The organism is Stenotrophomonas sp. Marseille-Q5258, assembly GCF_946900935.1.
Taxonomy (GTDB): Bacteria; Pseudomonadota; Gammaproteobacteria; order Xanthomonadales; family Xanthomonadaceae; genus Stenotrophomonas; species Stenotrophomonas nematodicola.
Window position 1 is genome coordinate 81,016 of the sequence record NZ_CAMPPN010000014.1, and the last position, 24,434, is coordinate 105,449.

21 protein-coding genes are annotated in these 24,434 nt (G+C 68.7%); 17 read left to right on the forward strand and 4 right to left on the reverse strand.

The window, feature by feature from the left end; genetic code table 11:
- Window positions 1-14: 14 nt before the first annotated feature.
- Together OC534_RS11030 and OC534_RS11035 are read right to left on the reverse strand one after the other, a co-directional pair.
- On the reverse strand, window positions 15-662 hold the full coding sequence (locus OC534_RS11030) for a hypothetical protein (RefSeq protein ID WP_017356725.1): 648 nt from the start codon (window positions 660-662) through the stop codon (window positions 15-17).
- A 113-nt stretch (window positions 663-775) separates the two neighbouring features.
- Entirely contained in the window at window positions 776-3,196 is a 2,421-nt protein-coding gene (locus OC534_RS11035) for a penicillin-binding protein 1A (protein ID WP_262071787.1), read from the reverse strand.
- Between the two features lie 223 nt (window positions 3,197-3,419).
- Between OC534_RS11035 and OC534_RS11040 the strand changes: the two genes are divergently transcribed.
- From OC534_RS11040 to tkt, 14 genes are all read left to right on the forward strand, one after another.
- Window positions 3,420-4,478, forward strand: a complete 1,059-nt coding sequence (locus OC534_RS11040; RefSeq protein ID WP_017356727.1) for a pilus assembly protein PilM — start codon at window positions 3,420-3,422, stop codon at window positions 4,476-4,478.
- Window positions 4,478-5,341 carry a PilN domain-containing protein gene (locus OC534_RS11045; RefSeq protein WP_136002981.1) on the forward strand — a complete coding sequence of 288 codons (864 nt, stop codon included), beginning with the start codon at window positions 4,478-4,480 and terminating at the stop codon, window positions 5,339-5,341. The genes OC534_RS11040 and OC534_RS11045 overlap by 1 nt, the downstream gene beginning before the upstream one ends.
- Window positions 5,338-6,015, forward strand: a complete 678-nt coding sequence (locus OC534_RS11050) for a type 4a pilus biogenesis protein PilO (RefSeq protein WP_136002982.1) — start codon at window positions 5,338-5,340, stop codon at window positions 6,013-6,015. The genes OC534_RS11045 and OC534_RS11050 overlap by 4 nt, the downstream gene beginning before the upstream one ends.
- Window positions 6,012-6,545, forward strand: coding sequence for a pilus assembly protein PilP (locus OC534_RS11055; protein ID WP_037591971.1), 534 nt, complete (start codon window positions 6,012-6,014; stop codon window positions 6,543-6,545). The genes OC534_RS11050 and OC534_RS11055 overlap by 4 nt, the downstream gene beginning before the upstream one ends.
- Window positions 6,546-6,565: 20 nt before the next feature.
- On the forward strand, window positions 6,566-8,548 hold the full coding sequence (locus tag OC534_RS11060; protein WP_017357630.1) for a type IV pilus secretin PilQ family protein: 1,983 nt from the start codon (window positions 6,566-6,568) through the stop codon (window positions 8,546-8,548).
- Window positions 8,549-8,686: 138 nt separating this feature from the next.
- A complete protein-coding gene (locus OC534_RS11065) occupies window positions 8,687-9,718 on the forward strand; it encodes a MoxR family ATPase (protein WP_017357631.1) in 1,032 nt (343 codons plus the stop codon).
- 4 nt (window positions 9,719-9,722) lie between these two features.
- Complete coding sequence (locus OC534_RS11070; RefSeq protein ID WP_166473393.1) at window positions 9,723-10,652, forward strand: DUF58 domain-containing protein; 930 nt, start codon at window positions 9,723-9,725, stop codon at window positions 10,650-10,652.
- Window positions 10,649-11,107 carry a DUF4381 domain-containing protein gene (locus OC534_RS11075; protein ID WP_262071788.1) on the forward strand — a complete coding sequence of 153 codons (459 nt, stop codon included), beginning with the start codon at window positions 10,649-10,651 and terminating at the stop codon, window positions 11,105-11,107. The genes OC534_RS11070 and OC534_RS11075 overlap by 4 nt, the downstream gene beginning before the upstream one ends.
- Window positions 11,104-12,123, forward strand: a complete 1,020-nt coding sequence (locus tag OC534_RS11080) for a VWA domain-containing protein (protein ID WP_153164713.1) — start codon at window positions 11,104-11,106, stop codon at window positions 12,121-12,123. Before OC534_RS11075 ends, OC534_RS11080 begins: the two co-directional genes overlap by 4 nt.
- A complete protein-coding gene (locus OC534_RS11085; RefSeq protein ID WP_262071789.1) occupies window positions 12,120-13,838 on the forward strand; it encodes a VWA domain-containing protein in 1,719 nt (572 codons plus the stop codon). Before OC534_RS11080 ends, OC534_RS11085 begins: the two co-directional genes overlap by 4 nt.
- Window positions 13,835-15,550 carry a BatD family protein gene (locus tag OC534_RS11090; protein ID WP_262071790.1) on the forward strand — a complete coding sequence of 572 codons (1,716 nt, stop codon included), beginning with the start codon at window positions 13,835-13,837 and terminating at the stop codon, window positions 15,548-15,550. The genes OC534_RS11085 and OC534_RS11090 overlap by 4 nt, the downstream gene beginning before the upstream one ends.
- A 67-nt stretch (window positions 15,551-15,617) precedes the next feature.
- Window positions 15,618-16,946 (forward strand): dicarboxylate/amino acid:cation symporter, encoded by a 1,329-nt coding sequence (locus OC534_RS11095; RefSeq protein WP_136002989.1) that lies wholly within the window; start codon window positions 15,618-15,620, stop codon window positions 16,944-16,946.
- 78 nt (window positions 16,947-17,024) lie between these two features.
- Window positions 17,025-17,447, forward strand: a complete 423-nt coding sequence (locus OC534_RS11100) for a hypothetical protein (protein WP_037591313.1) — start codon at window positions 17,025-17,027, stop codon at window positions 17,445-17,447.
- A gap of 98 nt (window positions 17,448-17,545) precedes the next feature.
- Complete coding sequence (gene tkt, locus OC534_RS11105; protein WP_017356319.1) at window positions 17,546-19,555, forward strand: transketolase; 2,010 nt, start codon at window positions 17,546-17,548, stop codon at window positions 19,553-19,555.
- 114 nt (window positions 19,556-19,669) lie between these two features.
- Here the strand turns inward: tkt and OC534_RS11110 are convergent, their stop codons facing one another.
- Both OC534_RS11110 and OC534_RS11115 read right to left on the reverse strand, forming a co-directional pair.
- Window positions 19,670-21,616, reverse strand: a complete 1,947-nt coding sequence (locus tag OC534_RS11110) for an acetyl-CoA hydrolase/transferase C-terminal domain-containing protein (protein WP_262071791.1) — start codon at window positions 21,614-21,616, stop codon at window positions 19,670-19,672.
- Window positions 21,617-21,647: 31 nt separating this feature from the next.
- Window positions 21,648-22,205, reverse strand: coding sequence for a flavin reductase family protein (locus tag OC534_RS11115; protein ID WP_262071792.1), 558 nt, complete (start codon window positions 22,203-22,205; stop codon window positions 21,648-21,650).
- Window positions 22,206-22,323: 118 nt separating this feature from the next.
- Here OC534_RS11115 and OC534_RS11120 point away from each other — a divergent pair, with 118 nt between their 5' ends.
- The 3 genes from OC534_RS11120 to OC534_RS11130 are packed head-to-tail and all read left to right on the forward strand — an operon-like array spanning window position 22,324 to window position 24,432.
- A complete protein-coding gene (locus tag OC534_RS11120) occupies window positions 22,324-22,689 on the forward strand; it encodes a BlaI/MecI/CopY family transcriptional regulator (protein ID WP_136002991.1) in 366 nt (121 codons plus the stop codon).
- A complete protein-coding gene (locus tag OC534_RS11125) occupies window positions 22,682-23,863 on the forward strand; it encodes a TonB family protein (protein WP_262071793.1) in 1,182 nt (393 codons plus the stop codon). The genes OC534_RS11120 and OC534_RS11125 overlap by 8 nt, the downstream gene beginning before the upstream one ends.
- Window positions 23,860-24,432 carry a hypothetical protein gene (locus OC534_RS11130; RefSeq protein WP_153164709.1) on the forward strand — a complete coding sequence of 191 codons (573 nt, stop codon included), beginning with the start codon at window positions 23,860-23,862 and terminating at the stop codon, window positions 24,430-24,432. Before OC534_RS11125 ends, OC534_RS11130 begins: the two co-directional genes overlap by 4 nt.
- The last annotated feature ends 2 nt before the right edge of the window (window positions 24,433-24,434 follow it).

The following is a 24,434-nucleotide window of genomic DNA, read 5'->3' on the forward strand; positions in this document are numbered from 1 at the left end:
GTCTCGGCGGGCGCTCAGGCGCCGCCGAGGTAACTGTCGATCTCGTCCTGGCTGAGCAGATCGCGCAGCTGGGCCTGCGAGGCGCGGCGCATCGGCTTCTCGTCGATGGCGGACAGCGGCGGCTGCCGCAGCGCGTCGTAGGGCAGCACCGCGATGTCGAAGGTCAGGTCTTCGGCACTGAACACCCACACCGGCACGTCGAGGCTGCGCTCGCGGTCCAGCCGCAGCCGTCGCATGCGCGATTCGGCCGGGATGCCGTGTTCCTCCAGAAAGCGTTGCACCGCGTCGGCATCGTCGCTGTGGACCTGCACCTGCACGGGGCTGTTGGTGTCGGCGGTGCCATCCAACACCGGGCCGCACAGACGCGGCGCGAACGCGTGCAGGAAGTCCATCGCGCGCAACGCGGCTTCGCGGCGCTGGCGCAGCTGGGTGCCGTGGTCGGCCCCGGCGAACAGGCGCTGGTATTGGCGCAGCGCATCCTCGATCTCGGCGTTGCGTGGCAACGACGCGTCGTCGTGGATGTCCAGCCGTGCGGCGGCCTTGAGCTTGGCCTGATGGTAGTCGCGGATGCCGCCCTCGGCCATCAGGCGGGCGGCTTCATGGGCAAGCCGGTGGCGGCGCTCGCGGGTCTGGGTGGCTGCATGCTGACGGGCTCGATGCATGACCGTGCTCCTGGGCGACCTGCACGCGACTGTACACCCGCGATGTGACAACGGGGTAGGCAGCGGCAACAGGGACTCCCGGGGCCTGCTGCGGCCCCGGGCATCGCGGTGGATCAGAAGATGTCGAACGCGGCGTCGTCGGCCTGCGGTGCATGGGTGTCGAAGCTGTATTCCTCGATCTTGTCCATGTCCTCGACCTTGACCCACTCGGTGGCGCCGTTGAGCGTGGCCTGGACCATGCCGGACGGCGGCTCGTTCTGTGCGATCGGGGTGTCCTTCAGCGCGGCGCGCATGTACTCGATCCAGATCGGCAGGGCGGCGCGGCCACCGTACTCGCGGTAGCCCAGCGAGCGGAAGTCATCGCGGCCCACCCACACGGTGGTCGCATACGGGCCGCCGAAACCGGAGAACCACGCATCGCGGTGATCATTGGTGGATCCGGTCTTGCCACCGACATCCTCCCGGCCCAGTACCTTGGCCGCCGTGCCGGTGCCGCGCTGGACCACGTCACGCATCATCGAGACCAGCTGGTAAGCGGTCCGCGCATCGATGGCGCGCGGGGCAACCTTGGCATCCGGGTTGGACGGGCGCGGTGCCTCGGCCACGGCCTGCTGCGGCTTGGCCGGGGCGGCGTTCGGGGCCGGCGCGGCGCCGAAGTTGAAGCCGTCCACGATCTGGCTGGCCGGCGCACCGCCGCTGGTGCCGGCGCAGTCGCGGCAGGCCAGGGCGGGGTTTTCCTTGAACACCACGTTGCCGTCGCGGTCGGTGACCTGGTCGATCAGCCAGGTGTCCACGCGCGAGCCGCCGTTGGCGAACACGGCATAGCCGCGGGCCACCGACAGCGGGGTCAGCGAGGCGGTACCCAGCGACATCGACAGGTTCGGCGGCAGCTCGGCTTCGGCAAAGCCGAACTCGCTGATGTACTTGCGCGCGTAATCCACTCCCATGCCGTCGAGCAGGCGTACCGAGACCAGGTTGCGCGACTGCACCAGCGCTTCGCGCAGGCGCATCGGGCCACGGAAGCCGCCGCCGTCGTTCTGCGGCGACCAGGTCTTGCCGCGGCGGTCACGGAACACGACCGGGGCGTCGAGCACGATCGAGGCCGGGTTGAAGCCCTTGTCGAACGCGGCGGCATAGATGAAGGGCTTGAAGCTGGACCCGGGCTGGCGACGGGCCTGGGTGGCGCGGTTGAAGCTGTTGCCGGAGAAGCTGAATCCGCCGACCAGCGCCTTCAGCGCACCGCTTTCGGCATCCAGCGAGACCAGCGCGGACTGGCCGCGGGGGACCTGGTCCAGCAGCCACTCGCCGTCCTTGGCCCCAGGCCGCACGCGCACGATGTCGCCGCGCTGGACCAGCTTGGCCGGCGTTTTGCCGGTCCACTTGGCGGCCGAGGCCGGCAGCACGATCTCGCGGCGGTTGGCCAGCACCACCGTGGCGCTGCCATCGGCGGCCGTGCCGGCCACGATGGCCGGCAGCAGGACCGACTGCACCGGGATCCTGCGCACGTGTTCGGCCAGGGCTGCGGCATCGTCGCCGGCACCGAGCTCGATATGCTTCTCCGGCGCACGCCAGCCGTGACGGTGGTCGTAGGCGAACAGCCCATCGCGCACCGAGATGTTGGCGGCGGTCTGCAGGTCGGAATTGATCGTGGTGGTGACGTGGTAGCCCTTGTTGACCGCGTCGCCGCCGAAGCGGGCGATCATTTCCTGGCGCACCAGTTCGGCGACATAGGGGGCCTCGACCTGCACCGGCGGCTCGTGCGCGCTGGCGTGCATCGGCACCGCCTTGGCGGCATCGGCCTCGGCCTGGGTGATGAAGCCCAGCGTGGCCATGCGCTGCAGCACGTAATAGTCGCGACGCTCACGGGCGCGCTCGGGGTTGCTCAGCGGATTGCCGCTGGAAGGGAACTTGGGGATGCCGGCCAGCGAGGCCATTTCATCCAGGTCCAGTTCGGCCAGCGTCTTGCCGTAATAGAACTCGGCCGCAGCGGCCACGCCGTAGGCGCGGTTGCCGAAGAAACTCTTGTTCAGGTACAGCTCGAAGATCTCGTCCTTGCTCAGCTCCTGCTCGATCTTGCGCGCCAGCAGGATCTCCGAGATCTTGCGGGTGTAGCTGTACTCCGAGCTGAGGAAGAACTGGCGGGCGACCTGCTGGGTGATGGTGGACCCGCCGGGCACGCGCTTGTCGTTGGTGGTGGCCAGCAGCCACACCGCGCGGGCGATGCCCTTGTAGTCCACGCCGCCATGCTCGTAGAAGCGGGCGTCCTCGGTGGCCAGGAAGGCCTGCTTCAAGCGTAGCGGGACGTCCTTCATCTCGACGGGGCGGCGGCGGGTCTCGCCGAACACGGCCATCAGTTTGCCATCGCTGGCATACACATACATGGGTTCCTGGAGCTCGATGTCGCGCAGGGTCTGCACGTCGGGGAGCTTGGAGGACACGGCGTAGTAGAGGCCGCCGGCAACCGCCGCGCCAATCAATGCCAGAACCAGGAACGCCACCAGCATCCAGCGCAGCCAACGGCGTAAGCGTGTCATCAGGACAGATTCCGATTGCGAATTTCGTGGTCGCAGAGTATAGATTACGCAAGGGAACGGCTGGGGTTGTTCCCGGGGAGCGCAATTCGTTCACCGTCTGGGGATGCGTGAAACGTGCCGTAGTGCTCGTTTCACAGCGTGGCGGTTGCGGTTTGCAAAAAAAACGTTATTAATGCGCGGGCGCAGGTTATGCGTCCAAGTGCCCGTCGGCAGGGGAGAAACCGTGGGGCTTATCCCAAAGAGCCAGTCGCCGCTTATTGGCGTCGACATCAGTTCGACTGCGGTAAAGCTGTTGCAGCTTTCACGCAGTGGCAATCGTTTTCGCGTGGAACATTACGCCGTGGAACCACTTCCGCCGAATGCGGTGGTGGAAAAGAACATCGTCGAGGTCGAAGCGGTCGGGGAGGCCATTCGACGCGCGGTGAACCGATCGGGGACCAAGGCCCGGCATGCCGCCGCCGCCGTGGCGGGCTCGGCGGTGATCACCAAGCTGATTCCGATGCCGGCCGACCTGGATGAGAACGACATGGAAGCCCAGGTCGAGCTCGAGGCGGTCAACTACATCCCGTACCCGATCGAGGAAGTGAACCTCGATTTCGAAGTGCTGGGCCCGATTCCCAACAACCCGGAAATGGTCCAGGTGCTGTTGGCGGCGTCGCGGTCGGAAAACGTCGAGCTGCGCCAGTCGGCGCTGGAGCTGGGCGGGCTGACCGCGCGGGTGATGGACGTGGAGGCCTTCGCGGTCGAGAACGCCTTCGCCCTGGTCGCCAGCGAGCTGCCGGTGGCCAGTGACGGCGTCGTGGCGCTGGTGGACATCGGTGCCACCATGACCACGCTCAATGTGCTGCGCGGCGGGCGCAGCCTGTACAGCCGCGAACAGGTGTTCGGCGGCAAGCAGCTCACCGACGAAGTGATGCGCCGCTACGGCCTCACCTACGAGGAAGCCGGCCTGGCCAAGCGTCAGGGCGGGTTGCCGGAAAGCTACGAGATGGAAGTGCTGGAGCCGTTCAAGGAAGCCACGGTCCAGCAGATCAGCCGCCTGCTGCAGTTCTTCTATGCCGGCAGCGAGTTCAACCGCGTCGACCACATCGTGCTGGCCGGCGGATGCGCGGCGCTGGCCGGTCTGCCGGAGATGGTGGAAGAACAGCTGGGCGTGGCCACCATCGTGGCCAACCCGCTGGCACAGATGACGCTGGGCCCGAAGGTGCAGGCGCACGCGCTTGCCCAGGATGCCCCGGCGCTGATGATCGCCACGGGTCTGGCCCTGAGGAGCTTCGACTGATGGCACGCATCAATCTATTGCCCTGGCGCGCCGAACGGCGCAAGCAACGCCAGCGCGACTTCTACACCATGCTGGGTTTTGCCGCCATTGGCGGCATGCTGCTGTCGTTGCTGATCTGGTTCTACTACGACCGTCAGGTCAGCGGGCAGGGGGATCGCAATACTTTCCTGCAGGCCGAGATCGAGAAGGTCAAGGAACAGAACAAGGAGATCGAGCGCCTGGATCGCCAGAAGGACCGCCTGCTGGCGCGGAAGAAGGTGATCGAGGAGCTGCAGGCCAAGCGCTCGCAGATGGTGCACCTGTTCGATGCGCTGGTCCGGACCATCCCCGACGGCGTGGTGCTCACCGCGCTGAAGCAGGAAGGCGACATCCTCACCCTGGAAGGCCGCACGCAGTCCAATGCGCGTGTCAGCGCCTACATGCGCAATCTGGAAAGCTCGGGCTGGATGACCAATCCGGAGCTGTCGATCATCGAGGCCAAGGCGCCGGACAAGGAAAAGGAAGGCGCACCGTCGGTCGGCCCGGTTGCGGACATCAAGGCATTGCCCTACATGTTCGTGGTCAAGGTCACGCTGCCGGCGCAGACCGATCCGAACGCGGCGGTGCCTGCGGTCCCGGGCGCCCCTGACCCGGCGGTCGATCCGGCCGCGCCGCCCGTTGCGCCGCTGTCGCCGGCCCCGACGCCTGCTGCCGGCACGCCGGCGGCTGCACCGGCGGGCGCGCCTGCTGCCGCGCCGGCAGCGCCTGCGTCGACCCCGGCCGATGCCGCGACCCCGGCCAAGCCGTCCGGCAGCCGCATCGCGCCGCCCGCCCCACACGCACAACCGGCTGCGCCGTCCCCGGCACAGAAGGGGGCCGCATGAGCCAGAAAGTCAATCTGAAAGAGCTGGACTTCAACAACATCGGCAATTGGCCGCAGAAGGCCAAGGTGGTGTTCTGCGCGCTGCTGGCGCTGTTCATCGTGATCATGGCGTGGTTCGTCCTGATCAGCGGCAAGCGCGAGGAACTGGGAACGCTGGAGCAGCGTGAGTCCGAGCTGCGTGCCGAGTTCGAGAAGGAGCAGGGCCGCGCGGTGAACCTGGAGCCGCTCAAGCAGCAGCTGACCCAGATGGAGCAGGTGCTGCAGCAGATGCTGCGCCAGTTGCCGAGCAAGACCGAGATGCCGGACCTGATCATCGACATCTCGCAGACCGCGCTGTCCAGCGGCCTGTCCAACGAGCTGTTCCAGCCCGGAGCGGAGGCACCCAAGGAGTTCTACGCCGAGAAGCCGATCGCACTGCGCATGGTGGGCAGCTACCACCAGTTCGGCGCCTTCGTCAGCGGCGTGGCCTCGTTGCCGCGCGTGGTCATCCTGACCATGCACGACATCAACCTGAAGCCCAAGGACCCCAAGACCGGCATCACCGCCCGCAGCGGTGCGCTGGAGCTGTCCGGTACGGTCAAGACTTACCGTTACCTGGATGACGTGGAGATGGAAGCCCAGGAAAAGGCCGCCACCGAAAAAGACAAGGCAGCCAAGGCCGGAGGCAAGCGATGAGCCTGGGGACGACCGCACGGGTCTGCGTGGTATTGCTGGCGGTGTTGCTGGGGGGCTGCGCACGCGGCGTGACCAGCACGCCGGGCGATGCGCCGAACCTGGAAAAGTGGGTGGCCGATGTGCGCGCCCGGCCGGCACCGCCGCTGGAGCCGCTGCCGGTGATGCAGCAGTTTGAAACGTTCGAGTACTCCGCGCAGGGGATGCGCGATCCGTTCACCGATGCCTGGACCAATCCACAGGGCGGATCGGGCCTGCGTCCGGATCCGAACCGCCGCAAGGAGCCGCTGGAAGCGTTCCCGCTGGACAGCCTGGACATGGTCGGTTCGATCGGTCGCGATGGCGGGCTCGTCGCGCTGGTGATGGCCCCGGACAAGGTCACCTATCGGGTGCGTCCGGGCGTGTATCTGGGGCAGAGCGACGGACGGGTGACCGGGGTCTACGAGGACCGGATCGAACTGATTGAACTTGTGCCCGATGGTGCAGGCGGCTGGCTGGAACGGCCGGCAACGCTCGCACTTGAAGATCAATGATTGCTTACGGGGATAGCACGATGACCTTTTCCAATGCCATGCGGCTGCGTCCGGTCCGGCGCCAGAAGCGTATCCACCTGTGCGCGCTGGGAGTCGCGCTCATGGTGGCCAATGGCACGCTGATGGCGGCCACGCCAGCCGGCACCACGGCCCCGGTCGCAGCGGCAACACCCGCAGCGGCCACCGCACCGGCGTCGCTGTCGGTATCCAAGATCGATTTCAAGCGCGGCGACGATGGCGCCGGCCGCCTGATCCTGCAGTTCGACGGGCAGGGAGCGAATCCGGACCTGCGCAGCCAGGGCAACAGCGTCGTGATCGACGTTGGCAACGCGCGCCTGCCTGAGAACCTGCAGAAGCCGATCAATGTGACCGACTTCGCCACGCCGGTGCAGCGCATCGATGCCAAACCCTACGGTGGCGGCACCCAGCTGGTGCTCAACACCAACACCGCCTTCGAGTCGCTGGCGTACCAGAGCGGCAACGAGTACGTGGTCGAGATCAGCCCGCGCCAGGCACTGCCGGCCACCGGTGCGATCACTGCCACCACGGTGACCCAGGCCGCCGCGGCCGTGGGCCAGCGCGGGTACAGTGGCAAGCCGGTGACCTTCAACTTCCAGGACGTGCCGGTACGCACCGTGCTGCAGTTGATCGCCGAGGAGTCCAACCTCAATGTGGTTGCCTCCGACAGCGTCGAAGGCAACGTCACCCTGCGCCTGATCAACGTGCCGTGGGACCAGGCGCTGGACATCGTGCTGCGTGCCAAGGGGCTGGACAAGCGCCGTGATGGCGGGGTGATCTGGGTCGCGCCGCAGCCGGAGCTGGCCAAGTTCGAGCAGGACAAGGAAGACGCGCGGATCGCGATCGAGAACCGCGAAGACCTGATCACCGATTACATCCAGATCAACTACCACAACGCCGCCCAGATCTTCAAAGCACTGACCGAAGCCAAGGGCATCGGCGGCGGCGGTGGCAGTGGTAGTGGTAGTGGCAGCGGCACCAGCGGTCAGGAAGACAGCGGTTTCCTGTCCTCGCGCGGCCGTATCGTGGCCGACGAGCGCACCAATACGCTGATGATCAGCGACATTCCGAAGAAGGTCGCGCGCATGCGCGAGCTCATCAATGTCATCGATCGCCCGGTGGACCAGGTGTTGATCGAAAGCCGCATCGTGATCGCCACCGACACCTTCGCGCGCGAGCTGGGCGCCAAGTTCGGCATCACCGGCAACCGCGACAACGTGTTCTTCGGCGGCCAGACCGAGACCAATCACGAGAACATCACCAATCAGGCCACCAACAACTACGACTACAACAAGGCGGTCAACGAGTGGATCGCCGGCGGCCGGACCGGTGCCGTGCCGGTGCGTGCCCCGGACAAGATCAGCACCGGGCTGCTGAACTGGAACTCGGCCGTGGCCGCGGCCAGCAACCCCGGTTCGCTGGCGCTGTCCATCCTCAATGCGGGCTACCTGCTGGACGTCGAACTGTCGGCGATGCAGCAGGAAGAGCGCGGCGAAGTGATCTCCAACCCGCGCGTGGTCACCACCAACCAGCGCGAGGCGCTGATCAAGCAGGGCAAGGAAATCGGCTACGTGACCATCAGCGGTGGTGGCATCGGTGGTGCGGCCCAGGCCAACGTGCAGTTCAAGGAAGTGGTGCTTGAGCTGAAGGTCACCCCGACCATCACCAACGACAACCGCGTGTTCCTGAACATGGCCGTCAAGAAGGACGAAGTCGAGCGCTATATCCGCCTGGAAGGCTACGGCGAAGTGCCGACCATCAACCGTCGCGAGGTCAACACCGCGGTGCTGGTGGAGGACGGCCAGACCGTGGTGATCGGTGGTGTGTACGAGTTCACCGACCGCAACAGCATCAACAAGGTGCCGTTCCTGGGCGATGTGCCGTTCCTGGGCAACTTGTTCAAGAAGCGTAGCCGCAACAAGGACAAGGCCGAACTGCTGGTGTTCGTGACCCCCAAGGTCCTGCGCGTGGCCAAGACCAACTGAGGTCTGCCGCACGTCCGGTGAAGAGGGCCGCCCCGCGCGGCCCTTTTTGCGTTCAGCCAATCTTGATGCGTTGGCACCGCCTGGCCTGCCATCATGGCAAGGGAACCTGACGCCTCTTGCGTGGGTCATACGGATGCCATGAATCTGCCCCCTCCCATGCCCGAGTTCGACACCCTTCCTTCCCCGCCCGATGCAGACGGTGATCGCCTGCATGCGGCATTCACCGCGTTGCGCGATGCGCTGTCGGCCGAGATCGTCGGCCAGCGTGCGCTGGTCGAGCGGCTGCTGGTCGCCCTGCTGGCCGATGGCCACCTGCTGGTCGAAGGCGCCCCGGGGCTGGCCAAGACCACCGCGATCCGTGCCCTGGCATCGCGGCTGGAGGCCGGTTTCTCGCGGGTGCAGTTCACCCCGGACCTGCTGCCGGCGGATCTGACCGGCACCGAGATCTGGCGCCCGCAGGAAGGGCGCTTCGAGTTCGTCCCGGGGCCGATCTTCCATCCGATCCTCCTGGCCGACGAGATCAACCGCGCGCCGGCGAAGGTGCAGTCCGCCCTGCTCGAGGCGATGGGCGAACGCCAGGTGACGGTGGGCCGCCACACGTACCCGCTGCCGTCGTTGTTCCTGGTGATGGCCACGCAGAATCCGATCGAACAGGAGGGCACCTTCCCGTTGCCCGAAGCGCAGCTGGACCGCTTCCTGATGCACGTGCGGATCGGCTACCCGGACTCCGACGCGGAGGCCGAGATCCTGCGCCTGGCCCGCGAGCGCGCCCGCGAAGCGCTCACCGTCCCGGCGGCAGCTCCCTCGCGGATGCCGCTGGAGGATGTATTCGCCGCACGCCGGGCGGTGCTGTCGCTGCACATGGCGCCGGCGCTGGAGCGCTACCTGATCGAACTGGTGCTGGCCTCCCGCGACGCGGCCCGCTACGACCCGGCGCTGGCCCGGCGCATCGCCTGGGGAGCCAGTCCGCGCGGCTCGATCGCCCTGGAGCGCTGCGCGCGCGCGCGCGCCTGGCTGGCAGGCCGCGATTTCGTCACCCCCGAGGACGTGCGCAGTGTGGCCCCGGATGTGCTGCGCCACCGCGTGCTGCCCAGTTACGAGGCAACGGCCGAAGGCTGGGATGGCGATCGTCTGGTCGCCGAGCTGCTGGCCCGCGTGCCGGCACCGTGAGCCGATGAAGGACGCCGCCGTGGACAGCCTGGCCCCGGTCCTGGACGGGGACGGCGTGAAGCCGACCTTGCCCGAACTGGTGGCCCTGCGTCGCAGCGCCCATCGTCTGCGTCCGCCGCGACGCGGTCGCCTGGGTCATGCCGGGCAGGCACCGTCGCCCGCACGCGGGCGTGGTATGGAGTACGCCGAATCGCGCGAGTATGTGCCGGGCGATGACGCCCGCCACATCGACTGGCGGGTGACCGCGCGCAGTGGCCGGGCCCACACCAAGCTATTCCAGGCCGAGCGCGAGCGCTTGACCCTGCTGGTGGCCGATACCGACCCGGTGCTTTATTTCGGGACGCGGGTCCGCTTCAAGTCGGTGCAGGCCGCACGCGTCGGTGCGGTGGCGGCGTGGTTCGCGCAGCGCCAGGGAGACCGCCTGGCCGCCGTGCGCGGCAGCCTGCGCGAAGCGCCCATCGCCCCGGCCGGCGGTACGCGCGGGGTACTGCGTGTGCTGGATGCCTTGACCCGCTGGTACGCGCAGCCGCCCGCCGACGATGCCGGCCTGGACCGCGCGCTGGAACAGGCGACCCGCCTGCTGCGCCCCGGTGCGCGGGTGGTGGTGCTGGCCGATCCGGGCCGGGCCGCCCGGATCGGCGTGTCGCGCTGGACGGCGCTGTCGCTGCATCACGAGGTGGTGCTGGTTCTGCTCGTCGACCCGCTGGAGCTCGCCCCGCCGCCGTCACCGCTGTCCTTCGTTGCCGGCGGGCAGCGGGTGGCGCTGGACCTGGGCAGTGACGCGGTGCGAGCACGCTGGCTGGCGCAGTTCGTGGCGCCCCTGGATGCCCTGCGCGAGGCCTTGTCGGCGCGGCGCATCCAGGTGCATGTGGTGGCCACCGACGATCCCAGCGACAGCTGGCTCGGTGTGGTGCCGTCGGCGGTGGTGGCATGAGCACGGGCGGTGCGCTGCCGCTGCGCGATGTGCATCTGCCGCCGTTCCCGCCGCTATGGCCGCTGCCGCTCGGCTGGTGGCTGGTACTGGGGACGGTGGCCGTGGTCCTGGCCGGATGCTGGGCGTGGCGCGCGCAGCGGCGTCGGCGCCGCCAGCGGTGGCTGACCCTGTTCGACACGCGGCTGGCCGACGCCGATGGCCCGGCTGCCGAGGTCGCCGCCATCGCCGAACTGCTGCGCCGTGCCGCCCGCCATCGCCAGCCCGGGGCCGAGCTGCTGGACGGTGCGGCGTGGCTGGCGTTTCTCGACCCGCCCGGCAGCCGCGCCTTCTCCGGCGCAGCCGGAACACTGCTGCTGGACGGTATGTACCGTGCGCAGGTCGACCCAACCGAGGTGGCGACGTTGCGCGCGCTGGCGCGCGAGCGTTTCCTGGATCTGATGGTGGGCGGGCGATGATCGCCACCGCCGCTCTGCCCACGTGGCTGTCCTGGTTGTCGTGGACCGACCTGCTGGCCTGGCCCTGGCTGCTGCTCGCCCTGCCATTGCCACTGTTGATGCGGTGGTGGCCGATGCGCGCGCAGGACGGTGCCGCGCTGCGCGTACCGTATGCCGTCGATACGTTGCAGGCGCTTGCCGGCACGGCCGGCGGACACCGTCCCGGCGTGGGGCGGGTGCTGCTGTGGCTGGCATGGGCGTGCCTGTGCGTGGCCGCCGCGCGGCCGCAGCAACTGGGTGAGGCGGTGACACCGCCGCACCAGGGCCGGCAGATGATGCTCGCAGTGGATGTCTCCGGCAGCATGGGCGAGCCGGATATGCGACTGGGCAACCAGGTCGTGCCGCGCCTGACCGCGGCCAAGGCGGTGCTGGCCGACTTCCTCGACCGTCGTGTCGGCGACCGGGTGGGGCTGCTGATCTTCGGCGATCGTGCCTTTACGCTCACCCCGCTGACCACCGACCTGACCAGCGTGCGCGAACAGCTCGATGGCAGTGTGGTCGGCCTGGCCGGGCGCGAAACCGCGATCGGCGATGCCATCGCCCTGTCGGTCAAACGCCTGCGCGAACAGCCGCAGGGACAGCGCGTGCTGATCCTGCTGACCGATGGCGTGAGCAATGCCGGTGTGCTGCAGCCGCTGCGGGCAGCCGAACTGGCCCAGGCCGAGGGGGTGCGGGTATACACCGTGGCCTTCGGCGGCGATGGCGGGCTGAGGGTGTTTGGCATGCAGATCGCCACCGGCGACGATCCGGTCGACGAAGCGACCCTGCAGAAGATCGCCGCGCTCACCGGGGGCCGTTCATTCCGTGCGCGCAACACCGATGAACTGGCCGGCATCTACGCCGAGCTGGAGCGCCTGGAGCCGGTCACTTCCGCAGGTCCGGCCGTGCGTCCGCGCATCGAACGGTATGCCTGGCCGCTGGCGCTGGCGTTGCTGCTGGCCGGGCTGGCCTGGTTGCTGCCAAGGCGGTGGGCATGACCATGATCGACTGGAACGCGCTGCACTTTCTGCGCCCCGCTGTGCTGTGGGCGCTGTTGGCGCTGCCGGTGATCGCCGCACTGTGGGCGTGGCGCCGGCGGCGGCGCAGCGGCTGGCAGCAGGCGGTCGACGCACACCTGCTGCCGCACCTGCTGGTGGCGGGGGGGCGGGGAGGGTGCGCCGGCCTGATACTGCTGCTGTGTGGCGTGGTCCTGGCGGTGCTGGCGCTGGCAGGGCCCTCATGGCGGCAGGTGTCGCAGCCACTGTGGCAGAGCCCGTCACCGCTGGTGCTGGCGCTGGACCTGTCCTCGCGCATCACCGCCACCGATCTGCCGCCGTCGCGGCTACTGCAGGCGCGCGCCAAACTGGCCACGCTCCTGCGCGAGCGGCAGGGAGGCGAGGTGGCGCTGCTGGCGTACGCCGATGATGCCTTCACCGTGGCGCCGTTGACCGCAGACATGGCCAATATCGCGCTGTACCTCGATGCGCTGGGCCCGGACGTGATGCCTCGCGATGGGCAGCGCGCCGATCGCGCGATCGAGGCGGCGGTCAAGCTGCTGCAGCAGTCCGGTGCGCGCGGCGGTGACATTCTGCTGCTCACCGACCAGGCCGACGCGGACGCGATGCGTGCGGCGGCCTCGGCGTCGGCACAGGGCATCCATGTGTCGGTGCTGGGCCTGGGAACCGCCGCGGGGGCGGCCTACCGTGCCGACAACGGGCAGATCGCCCAAGCGCGCCTGGATGCCGCCTCGCTGCGCGCGGTGGCCGGGGCGGGCGGCGGTGCGTACGCGGCCGTTGCCAGCGACGATGGCGACCTGCGATCGCTGCGCGTGCTGACTCCGCGCGCCGGTGCCGGCGACAGCCGCGAAGGTCAGGGGCGTGCCTGGCGCGACGAAGGCTTCTGGCTGCTGCCGCCGCTGCTGCTGATCGCGCTGCTGGCGTTCCGCCGCCGCGCCCTGCTGGGCCTGGTGCTGGTCTGCGCCAGCCTGCCGATGGCACTGCCGTCCACCGCGCACGCGGCCGAGGGGCAAGGCACGCTGTGGAAGCGCCCCGACCAGGTGCAGCAGGCACAGATCGCCGCCGGCGTGGACGCTTACCGGCGGGGCGACTTCAGTGCCGCCCAGGCGCAGTTCGAGGGCGTGGACACCGACGCAGGTTGGTACAACCTCGGCAATGCGCTCGCCCGCCAGGGGCAGTACGACGCAGCGATCGACGCTTACGACCGCGCACTGGCCAAGCATCCCGGCATGCCCGATGCGGTGGCCAACCGTGCCGCGGTGGATGCCGCGCGCAAGCGCAGGCCACCGCCGTCCTCGTCGTCGGACCCGGGCAAACCGCAGCCCGGACAAGGCAAGCCCTCGCCCGGCCAGGGGCAGCCGCAGGAGGCGGGCGGGAAACCCGGCAAGCCGGATCCCGGCGCGCGCTCCCAGGCGGGCAAGGCGGGCACACCGGCCGATCCTCGCAATGCCGATCCGGCGGCGCAGCAGCAGGCCGATGCGGCTCAGCGCGAGCGCATGCGCCAGGCGCTGCAGCGCCAGCCGCCGCCCGGCGACGGCCCACAGGGCGATGCCCGCGCAGGTGCCCAGACGGCTGAACAGCGCGAGCAGCGGCAGGCCGTGGAGGCGTGGATGCGGCGCGTGCCGGACGACCCGGGCGCATTGCTGCGTGCCAAGTTCCAGCTGGAAAACGAACGCAGGAAACAGGAAGGACGATGAGAGCCGATTCCCCCACGCACCGCGCGCTGCGCACGGTCCTGGCCCTGCTGCTGTGCATCGGTTTCGGCGCGCAGGCGCAGCAGCCCCGGGCCTGGCTGGACCGCGACCGCATCGACGAGGGCGGCACGGTCACGCTCAACATCCAGTCCGACCAGGCCGGTGCGGTGCCCGACTACGCGCCGTTGCGTGCCGACTTCGACCTCGGCAGCCAGACCAGCAGCCGCCAGGTGCAGTGGAGCAACGGCGACATGACCTCGCGGACGCTGCATGGCATCGCGCTGACGCCCCGCCGTGCCGGCACTCTGACCCTTCCGCCGCTGCGGGTCGGCAGCGGGCTCACACCGCCGCTGACCCTGCAGGTCGCCGCGGTTGCCGGTGCCACCGATCCAGGCGCGGCGCGCGGCAACGCGGCGGTGTTCCTGGAAACCGAGGTCGATGACACCACGCCCTACGTCCAGCAGAGTGTCGGGGTGGTGGTGCGGCTGTACTACGCCTCGCAGCTGGTGTCCGGCGAGCTGGTCCTCGATACCCCCGAAGGCGCCTCGCTGCAGCGCGTTGGCGAGGACCGCAGCCTGGTGCGCGACGTCAACGGCCGTCGCTACAACCTGGTCGAGCGCCGCTTTCTGCTGATCCCCGAGCGCAGCGGGCCGCTGGCGCTGGCCGGTGCGCGTTTCGACGGGCGCAGTGCAGGGGGCTTCTTCGACGACATGTTCGGCGGCGACGGGCGTCTGCGGGCGCGGGCGCCGGACCGCACCCTCCAGGTGCAGACACAGCCGGACGCGGCGCCGCAGCCGTGGCTGCCGCTGCACGACCTGCGCCTGCGCTACACCGCCGCCCCGGAAGCCGGGCGGGCCGGTGAAGCGGCCACGGTGGTGGTCGAGGCGACCGCGCTGGGTGCTACCCGCGCACAGTTGCCCGAGCTGCCGGTCCCCGATGTGGGCCCCACCGCCCAGGTCTTCGCCGAGCCGCCGCAGTACGACGAAACGTTCAGCGGCACCACGCCGCAGCTGAAGCTGACGCGGCGCTACGCGATCGTGCCCCGCCAGCCGGGCGCGCTGACGGTGCCTGGCCTGAAAATGGCCTGGTGGGATGTGAAGGCCGGGCAGGCGCGTACCGCAACCGTGCCCGACCTGACCCTGCAGGTCGGCGCAGGGAGCGGCGCGGCCGCCGCACCGGCCCCGATCGCGCTGGACACCCTGTCGCCGCTGCCCGGCACCCCCGCCGGCGCGTCCACCGCCGTGCCGATCCAGCCGGTGCAGGCGGCGGGCAGGCCGTGGGGCTGGATCGCCGCGGCCGCCGGCTTTGCCGCACTGTGGCTGGTCACGCTGGCCATCGCGCTCGGCCTGGGCTGGCGCCGGCGCCGGGGTGCACCGGTGGCTCCCCGCCACCTGGCCGGGTCGCCCGAGGTCGCCAGGCCGTCGTTGGCCGCGCTGCGCCAGGCAATGGATGTGCAGGGCCTGGACGAGGTCGTGGCGGTGCTGGCCGGCATGGCCGGCGTGCAGACCCTGGAGCAGGTGCTGGAGCAGCTGGAAAGCCCCGATCAACGCGCCGCCCTCGTCCAGATGCAGCGTGCGCGCTGGGGGGGGCAGGGCGGCGATGTGGCCGCAGCCCGCCAGGCCCTGCGCCGCGTGTTCCATGACGGACCGCACTGGCGACCGGTGGATGCGCCGGAAAACAATGGCTTGGCACCGCTCTACCCGTCGGCGCGGTGAGGCATCCCGATGCCGGCCGGGCCGGCTTTGCTAAGCTGATTCACTATTTTCAGAGGAAAGCCGTTCGATGACTGAGGCCGCAAAGACCAGGCAGACGCTGCCATTGCACTGGAAAATGGGCATTGGCTTCGGCATCGGCCTGGTGCTGGGCCTGATCGTGCACGCCCTGGCGCCGGTCGTTCCGGGCATGGGTGACGTGGCGAGGGTGGTGATGGCCTGGGTCACCACGCCCCTGTCCAGCCTGTTCCTCAACCTGATCTTCATGCTGATCGTGCCGCTGATCTTCTCGGCGCTGATCATGGGCGTGTCGGAGATGGGCGATATCCGCGCGCTGGGCCGGATCGGCTGGAAAACGCTGGCCTATACGGTGGTGCTGTCGGGCATCGCGGTGGGCATCGGCCTGGTGCTGGTCAACGTGCTCAAGCCCGGCGCCGGCGTGGACCCGCAGGTCGCCGCGCAGATGCTGTCGGAGAACGCCGAGCGCAGCCGGGAGATCGTCGCCGGCATCCATGAAACGCCCAAGGGCATGGACATGCTGCTGTCGATCGTGCCGAGCAATGTGCTCCAGGCCGCCTCCGACAACGGCGCCATCCTGTCGCTGATGTTCTTCGCGCTGATGTTCGGCATCGGCATGGTCCTCAGCGACGACGACAAGGTTGCCCCGCTGCGCCGCGCCATCGAAGGCGTGTTTGAAGTCTCGATGACGCTGATCAACCTGGTCATCCGCCTGGCGCCCTACGCAGTGGCCTGTTTCATGTTCAACCTGGCCACGTTGTTCGGGCTGGAGCTGATCGTGCGCCTCGGTGCCTACGTGGGCGTGGTGGTGCTGGCGCTGGGTCTGCACATGGTCGTGACCTACGGGACGGCGGTGTGGCTGTCGGGCCGCTCGCCGCTGTCGTTCTTCCGCGATACGCAGGAAGCGACGGTGATGGCCTTCTCCACGGCCTCCAGCAATGCCACTCTGCCGACCGCGCTGCGCGTGGCCGACCAGATGGGCCTGCCGCAGCGGGTATCGCGCTTCGTGCTGACCGTTGGCGCCACGGCCAACCAGAACGGCACCGCGCTGTTCGAAGGCGTGACGGTGATCTTCCTGGCCCAGTTCTTCGGCGTGGACCTGACCATCGGCCAGCAGATCATGGTCATGGCGGTGTGCATCCTGGGCGGTATCGGGACCGCCGGCGTGCCGTCGGGCTCGCTGCCGGTGGTGGCGATGATCTGCGCGATGGTGGGGGTCAATCCGCTGGGCATCGGCCTGATCCTCGGCGTGAACCACTTCCTGGACATGTGCCGCACCGCGCTGAACGTCACCGGCGATCTGGCCTTGACCACGCTGGTGGCCAAGGGCGAGACCGAGGAACCGCCGCCGGCGACGGCGGGACGCGTCACCGGCGATTGAACCGCCGCCAGTCACGATGGGATACTCCACCGGCGCATGGAAGGCGCCGGGATCGGCGCCGTGCGGAAAGGAGCCGAAATGAGGATTTCGCATCTGCTGGCCACTGGCCTGGCCCTGCTGGCGTTCGACGCCAGGGCTGACACCCGGACCTGTGAGACCCACGCCAGTACCACCGGCAGTTTTGCTGCCGGTCGCCAGTTCTTCACCTGGGACGTGGTGCCCGACGTTGCGCCGGCCGAAGCCCTGCGGCGGATCCAGGCCGAGGGCCTCAAGTCCGGCCTGAAGGTGGGCCGGCTGGACCCCGAACTGGGCTCGGTGACCCTGGAACAGACCGCCCCGCTGGCCGACCGCCAGGTGACCCTGCCGGTGAACGTGCTGGTGGAAGGCGAGGGGGACGGCGCCCGCATCACCGTCAGCAAGACCCTGCCCGCCGGTTATGCCACGCGCGAGGACCTGCAGCGCAGGGCCATGTGCGCGTTCATCGACGCCGCGCGTGGCTGAGGGCGCAGTCCGGGCGTGACCCGGACTGACCCCACCGGTCGTCTGTGGGACAATGGGCAGCCCGCAGCTCCGCGGGAGCCTCCTGATCCCACAGAACCATGACGCAGCCTACCCGCCGCCAGTTGGCCAACGCCATCCGCTTCCTTGCCGCTGATGCGGTCGAAACCGCCAAGTCCGGCCATCCCGGCATGCCGATGGGCATGGCCGATATCGCCGAAGTGCTCTGGAACGATTATCTCCGTCACAACCCGAACAACCCCAAGTGGTTCAACCGCGACCGCTTCGTGTTGTCCAACGGCCACGGCTCGATGCTGCAGTACGCGCTGCTGCACCTGAGCGGCTACGACCTGCCGATCGAGCAGCTCAAGCAGTTCCGCCAGCTCGGCAGCAAGACCGCCGGCCACCCGGAACGCCACGAAACCCCCGGCGTGGAGACCACCACCGGTCCGCTCGGCCAGGGTCTGGCCAACGCGGTGGGCTTCGCGCTCGCAGAGAAGCTGCTGGCACAGCGCTACAACCGTCCCGAACACGAGATCGTCGACCACCGCACCTGGGTGTTCCTGGGCGATGGCTGCCTGATGGAAGGTGTGTCCCACGAAGCCGCCTCGCTGGCCGGTACCTGGGGCCTGGGCAAGCTGGTCTGCTTCTGGGATGACAACCACATCTCCATCGATGGCAACACCGAAGGCTGGTTCACCGACAACACCCCCGAGCGTTTCGAGGCCTATGGCTGGAACGTGGTGCGCGGCGTCGATGGCCACGATCCGGACAGCATCAAGTCGGCCATTGACGAGGCCCTGTCGCAGTTCGACAAGCCGACCCTGATCTGCTGCCGCACCACCATCGGGTTTGGCTCGCCGGGCAAGGCGGGCAAGGAATCCAGCCACGGCGCGCCGCTGGGCAAGGACGAGCTGGAAGCCACCCGCAAGCAGCTGGGCTGGAACTACGGTCCGTTCGAGATTCCGGAAGAGATCTACGCCGGCTGGCGTGCCGGCGGTACCGGCACCCTGCGCCAGGCCGAGTGGGAACTGCAGTTCGACAAGTACGCCGCGCAGTTCCCGGCCGAAGCCGAGGAGCTGATCCGTCGCTCGCACGGTGAACTGCCGGCCGATTTCATCGCCAAGGCCGACGCCTACATCGCCCAGGTCCAGGCCGACGGTCAGACCATCGCTTCGCGCAAGGCTTCGCAGCTGGCGATCGAAGCGTTCGCGCCGCTGCTGCCGGAACTGGTCGGCGGTTCGGCCGATCTGGCCCACTCCAACCTGACCCTGTGGAAGGCGAGCAAGTCGGTCGCCACCGACGACCCGAACGCCAACTATGTGTATTACGGCGTGCGCGAGTTCGGCATGACTGCCATCGCCAATGGTCTGGCCCTGCATGGCGGGTTCATTCCGTTCGATGCCACCTTCCTGGTGTTCAGCGACTACGCCCGCAACGGCGTGCGCATGAGCGCGCTGATCCCGGCGCACGCGATCCACGTGTACACGCATGATTCGATCGGCCTCGGCGAAGACGGCCCGACCCACCAGCCGGTGGAGCACCTGGCCTCGCTGCGCTACATCCCGAACAACGATGTGTGGCGTCCGTGCGATGCGGTCGAGTCGGCGGTCAGCTGGAAGTCGGCGATCACCCGTACCGACGGTCCGAGCTGCCTGGTGTTCAGCCGCCAGAACCTGCCGCACCAGCCGCGCAGCGACGCGCAGGTTGCGCAGATCGCGCGCGGTGGTTACGTGCTGGCCGACGCCGAAGGCGGCGTGCCGGACGTGATCCTGATCGGTACCGGTTCGGAAGTGGGCCTGGCCGTGGCGGCCAAGGCGGAACTGGATGCCGCCGGCATCAAGACCCGCGTGGTGTCGATGCCGTCCACCGACGTGTTCGAGCGCCAGGATGCCGCCTACCGCGAATCCGTGCTGCCCAACGCCGTGCGCAAGCGCGTGGCGGTGGAAGCCGGCGTCACCGGTTTCTGGCGCCAGTACGTGGGCCTGGACGGTGCGGTGATCGGTATCGACACCTTTGGTGCCTCGGCCCCGGCCGATGCGCTGTACAAGCACTTCGGCATCACCACCGAGGCGGTGGTGGCCGCGGCCAAGGCGCAGCTGGCCAACTGATCGCCGTCGGGTGATCCCGTGGACGCCGAGCTCTGCTCGGCGGCTGCAAACGGAAGGCCGGGCATTGCCCGGCCTTCTGCGTTTCTCCCGGCGTACCGGGCAGGTGAGCAGCGCCTACGCGGTACGCGCCAGTCCCAACCGCACCAACCGTGCTTCGATCCGTTCGCCGATGTCCTTCGGCGCCTCCAGCCCCATGCGTTGCAGATACACCGCGTCGCCGTCACCGGCCGGCTGCATGATCGCCGCCAGGACCGTGCGAAGCTTGGCCGCGCGCGTCTGCGTGTTCTGTTTCAGCCAGCCCAGCGCCTTGACCAGGTGCTGCTCGACCTCGGTGAAGTCGCTGCCCAGCGGGTAGTCCGGCAGCAGTCCGGACTGGCGGAACGGCGCCAGTGCCGTGCTGACCGCCGTGGCGGAATTGCGCTGCCAGGCCGGCGGTGCGGCAAATCCCGCAGCCAGCTTCTTCGCGGCTTTGGCCTGGTCCAGCAGTGCCGCCTGGAAGCGTGCATCGGTGATGCCCGCCATCGCGATCACGCAGTCCTCGTCGGTCATGTTGCGCAGGTCGGCAATGCCGTACTCATTGATGTAGAGGTCGCGCAGATGCCGCGGGATAGTGGTGTGGCCGTAGTTCCAGCGCACGTTCGACTGCAGCACGCCCTTGTCCTCGCGCGTGGCCCGGAAGATCAGCGCACTGCGCGCGCCGGGCAGGGCATGGGCCATCGCCACGAAGTTGTACTGCCCGCCCACGCCGGAGACCACGCGTCCGTCTTCCAGCGCATCGGAGACGGCCGCGCCCAATGCGGTGGCCATCATGCAGGAGTTGAAGAAGCGCGCATCGCGGCGTTGCATCCGCTCCAGCGTCTCATCGCCGCCGTAGAGCTGGTTGATCTCGCTGATCCGACGCATGCCGATCGCACGGCGTTCGTCATCGGGCAGGTCGCGCAGCCACTCGTAGAACTCCGGCGAGCCCAGGTAGAAGGCGCCGTGCAGGTACTCGCCTTCGGCGTCGAGAGTGGCGTAATCGGTGGTCCAGGCGGTGCCATTCTCGATCCGCTGCAGCAGGGCCAGATCGTCGTGCACCTTGCGCCGGATCACCCCGGTCTGGACCAGCCGGCGGAAGCCTTCGTTGAGCATCTCACTGCAGCCGTACAGGCCGATCTCGAACGGCTCCAGCCCGCCGGAGGCGAGCACGCTCGGGTGCGTGGCCAGGTCGGGATCGAGCGCCTGCAGGATCTGCCGATAGCGCGCGTTGTCGGTGTGCCGCAGTACCAGCGCGTGGCTCAGCGCATCGGCCAGGGTCCCGATGCCGATCTGCAGGGTGCCACCGTCGCGTACCAGTGCACTGGCATACAGGCCGATGGCGTAGTCGGCATCGCCGACCGGTTGACGCGGCAGGCCGAACAGATCCGGATATGGCCCGGGCGGCGTGATCACCAGATCGAAGAACGACACATCCACCGTGGCCGAGCCGGCCAGGTAGGGCAGTTGCGGATCGATCTCGGCAATCATCAGCGGGCGCGGCAGCCCGCGCGCGACCATTGCATCCAGGGTGTCCTGGGTGATGTCGTTGTTGCACGACAGCGACAGGCGCCGATCGTTCGCACGCATCGCCACCTTCTGCACGATCGCATGCGGCGCGCGCTGCGCCACCGCATCGGCGGCGTGGGTGTAGTTTAGGCTGGTGTAGCTGCGCTGCGCCTGCGACGAGCCCAGCATCGCGCCTGACTGCATGTAGAACTCCTCCACCTGCACATGGTCGGGCAGGCGGTCGCGCGCCATCGCATCGGCATAGGCCAGGCGCGGGAAACCGGCGCCGAAGTGGCGCTCGGCAAACGGTCCCATGAAGCGCGCTTCCAGCCCGGCACCGCCGCGTGGCGGGTTCAACGACAGTGCGGTGTACAACTGGAGCGGCCGCGAGGCATCGTTCTCCACGCGCGCATACAGGGCATTGAGCAGGCGGTGCGGCTTGCCCAGCGCCAGCGGGGCACCCACGCGAAGGGGGCCGTCGACCCGCTGCAGCAGCCAGTCGACGGCGGCGTCCAGGTCGGTCAGGTGGTCGGTCATGCGGCGCGTTCCTGCGAAATCATGCGGGCCATTACAGCATTTCGGGGTTGAACAGACGGCGACGGGAGACCTCGGCGCCGGAGACCATGAACTGCCCATCGCCGCGGTAGTGCACGGTGCGCGGCAGTTTCGGCGAGCGCGCGACGTGCGCCTTGACCACCTCCCAGATGAAGAGGCCATGCCGGCTGATCTGGCTGCGGTCGACCAGCCGGCACTCGAAGCTGGCGTGGCATTGCGCGATCATCGGGGCTGACACCACGCTGCCGGGCACGGCATCCAGGCCGAAGTGCGCGAACTTGTCGATGTCCGCGCCGCTGCTGTTGCCGATTCCCACGACCGTATCGAGCAGTGCGGCAGTGGGCACATTGATGACGCATTCGCCGCTGCGGCGGATCAGCCCGAAGCTGTGGTTGCCGCTGGAGATCATGGTCGCCAGCCGTGACGGGGTGAATTCCAGAACCATGTGCCAGCCCATCGTCATGATGTCGCGCTGGCCTTTCCACGCCGAACTGACCAGCACCACCGGCCCGGGTTCGAGGAAGCGCCGCACCTCGGCGACGGGAAAGTCCACTTTCCGATAGCGTCTCATCGGCGGCTCCACGGGGAATCGCTCGATGCTGGCAGCGTGCGCATGAACCGGTTGTCGAAGGGCTTGACACCGGATTCGATTACGGGCGTAATCGGTTTGTCGATTACGGATGTAAATGATGAGCCAGATCAGCGAAGCCGAAGCCGTGGTAATGGACGTGTTGTGGCGCAACCATCCGCTGGGCGCCGACGAGGTGGTGGCCGCCCTGGCCGATCGCGACTGGGCCGAGCCCACCATCAAGACGCTGCTCAATCGCCTGCTGACCAAGGGGGCCATCAGTGCCAGCCGCGACGGCCGCCGCTATCGCTACTCGCCCGTGCTGCAGCGGCAGGCGTGGGTGGCCGAGCAGAGCGAGGGCTTTCTCGGGCGTGTGTTCGACGGGCGCGTGGCGCCGCTGGTGGCGCACTTCAGCCAGCGTGGCGAGCTGAGCGCGCAGGACATCGCCGACCTCAGGAAGCTGATCCAGGAGCTGGACCATGACTGAGCTGCTCAACGCACTGTTGCAGGCCAGCGTGTGGCTGTCGGTGGCCGTGCTGGTGCTGGCCGCGATACGGCCGGTGCTGCTGAGGCTGGGCGGCGCGGCGCTGGCGTACCGCGGCTGGTGGCTGCTGCCGATGCTGCTGGTGGTGCCGTACCTGCCGTTGCCGAACCTCCCGATCACCGGGTCCGCGCCGGTGAAGGGGGTGGCGGCCGCGCTGCGCGCACCGGATATGTCCGCCGATACGCCGGTGTGGCCATTGCTGCTGTTTGCCGCGTGGCTGGCCGGTGCGCTGGCGATGGCCACGGCCAGCTGGCGTGCGCAGCGCCGCTTCGAACGGGCGCTCGGCCGCCTGCAGCCGCGTGTCGATGGCAGCTGGCAGGCGCAGGGCGATCCCGGTCTGCCGGCGCTGGTGGGCCTGTGGCGGCCGCGCGTGGTGGTCGGCCCGGATTTCGAACAGCGCTTCAGCCCGGCCGAACAGGACCTGATCCTGCGCCACGAACACAGCCACCGGCGGCATGGCGATCCGTGGGCCAATGCGGCGCTGGCGGTACTGCGCTGCGTGTTCTGGTTCCATCCGCTGCTGCCGTGGACCGTGCGCCGCCTGCTGCGCGACCAGGAACTGGCCTGCGACGCGCGCACGGTCGATCCGCATCCGGCCCTGCGCCGTCTTTATGCCAACGCGCTGTTGAAGGCGCAGTTGGCCCACCCGGTTGCGCCGATGGCATGCCACTGGCGCAGCCAACCCATGTTGAAGGAGCGTATTGCCATGCTGAAGCAGCACAAACGGAAGGCGTTGCCGTGGTTGTCCGGGCAGGTACTGGTGGTGGGGTTGTGCGTGGGGCTTGGCGGGATCGCATGGGCCGGGCAGGGTACCGGTGCCGCACCAGCGCAGGTGAATGCCAAGCCGAAGGAGATGGCAGCGCCGCAGTATCCGCGCAGCGCGTTCGAACAGGGCGTGTCGGGCGAGGTGCTGCTGCGCGTGGAAGTGGATGCGCAGGGCAGAACCGGCGACATCCGGGTATTGACGTCGACGCCGGCCGGCGTGTTCGATGCGGCCTCCATCGCCGCGGCGAAGCAGTGGACCTTCGAACCGGCGCTCCGGGACGGCAAGGCGGTTGCCACGGCACTGAAGATACCGATGTCGTTCAAGCTCGACGACACCGGCCCTGGCCAATGAGGCATGCCCTGGCACCGCTGCTGGTGTCGGTGCTGGTGACCGGCGGCTGCGCCGGTCACGACCAGCTCACCACCGTCGATACCCGCAGGGAAAACGTGGATCATCAGCGGCTGAACGTGGACGGCGCCGACGGGGGGGCCGGGCAGGTGCAGCCGTACACGCTGAAGGCGAGCGAAGGCTACCGCATGCCGCAGCTCTATGCCGCGCCCGATCCGGTGGTCGGCGACCGCGATCCGCGCCGCGCACTCGCGCCGACCACGATCTGCCTGCAGGTGGTGGTGGATGCCGAGGGCCGGGTGGAACGCAGCCTGCCGCTGACCGATCGCGAGTCGTGCAATGCCGCCACCGCGGCAGAGAACACGCCCCTGCTGGACGCCGCGCAGGCGGCGGTGGCGCAGTGGCGCTACTCGCCCGCAGCGGTGTGCCACTATCCCGCCGGCCAGGTGCCGAGTGATCGGGGCGATTGCACAGGGGCCGAGCGCATCGAGCCGGTGCCGGTCAGCCTGCTCTACGCGTTCACCTTCGAGATCGTGAACGGACAGCACACGGTTCGCCGCCAGCGTCGTTGAGC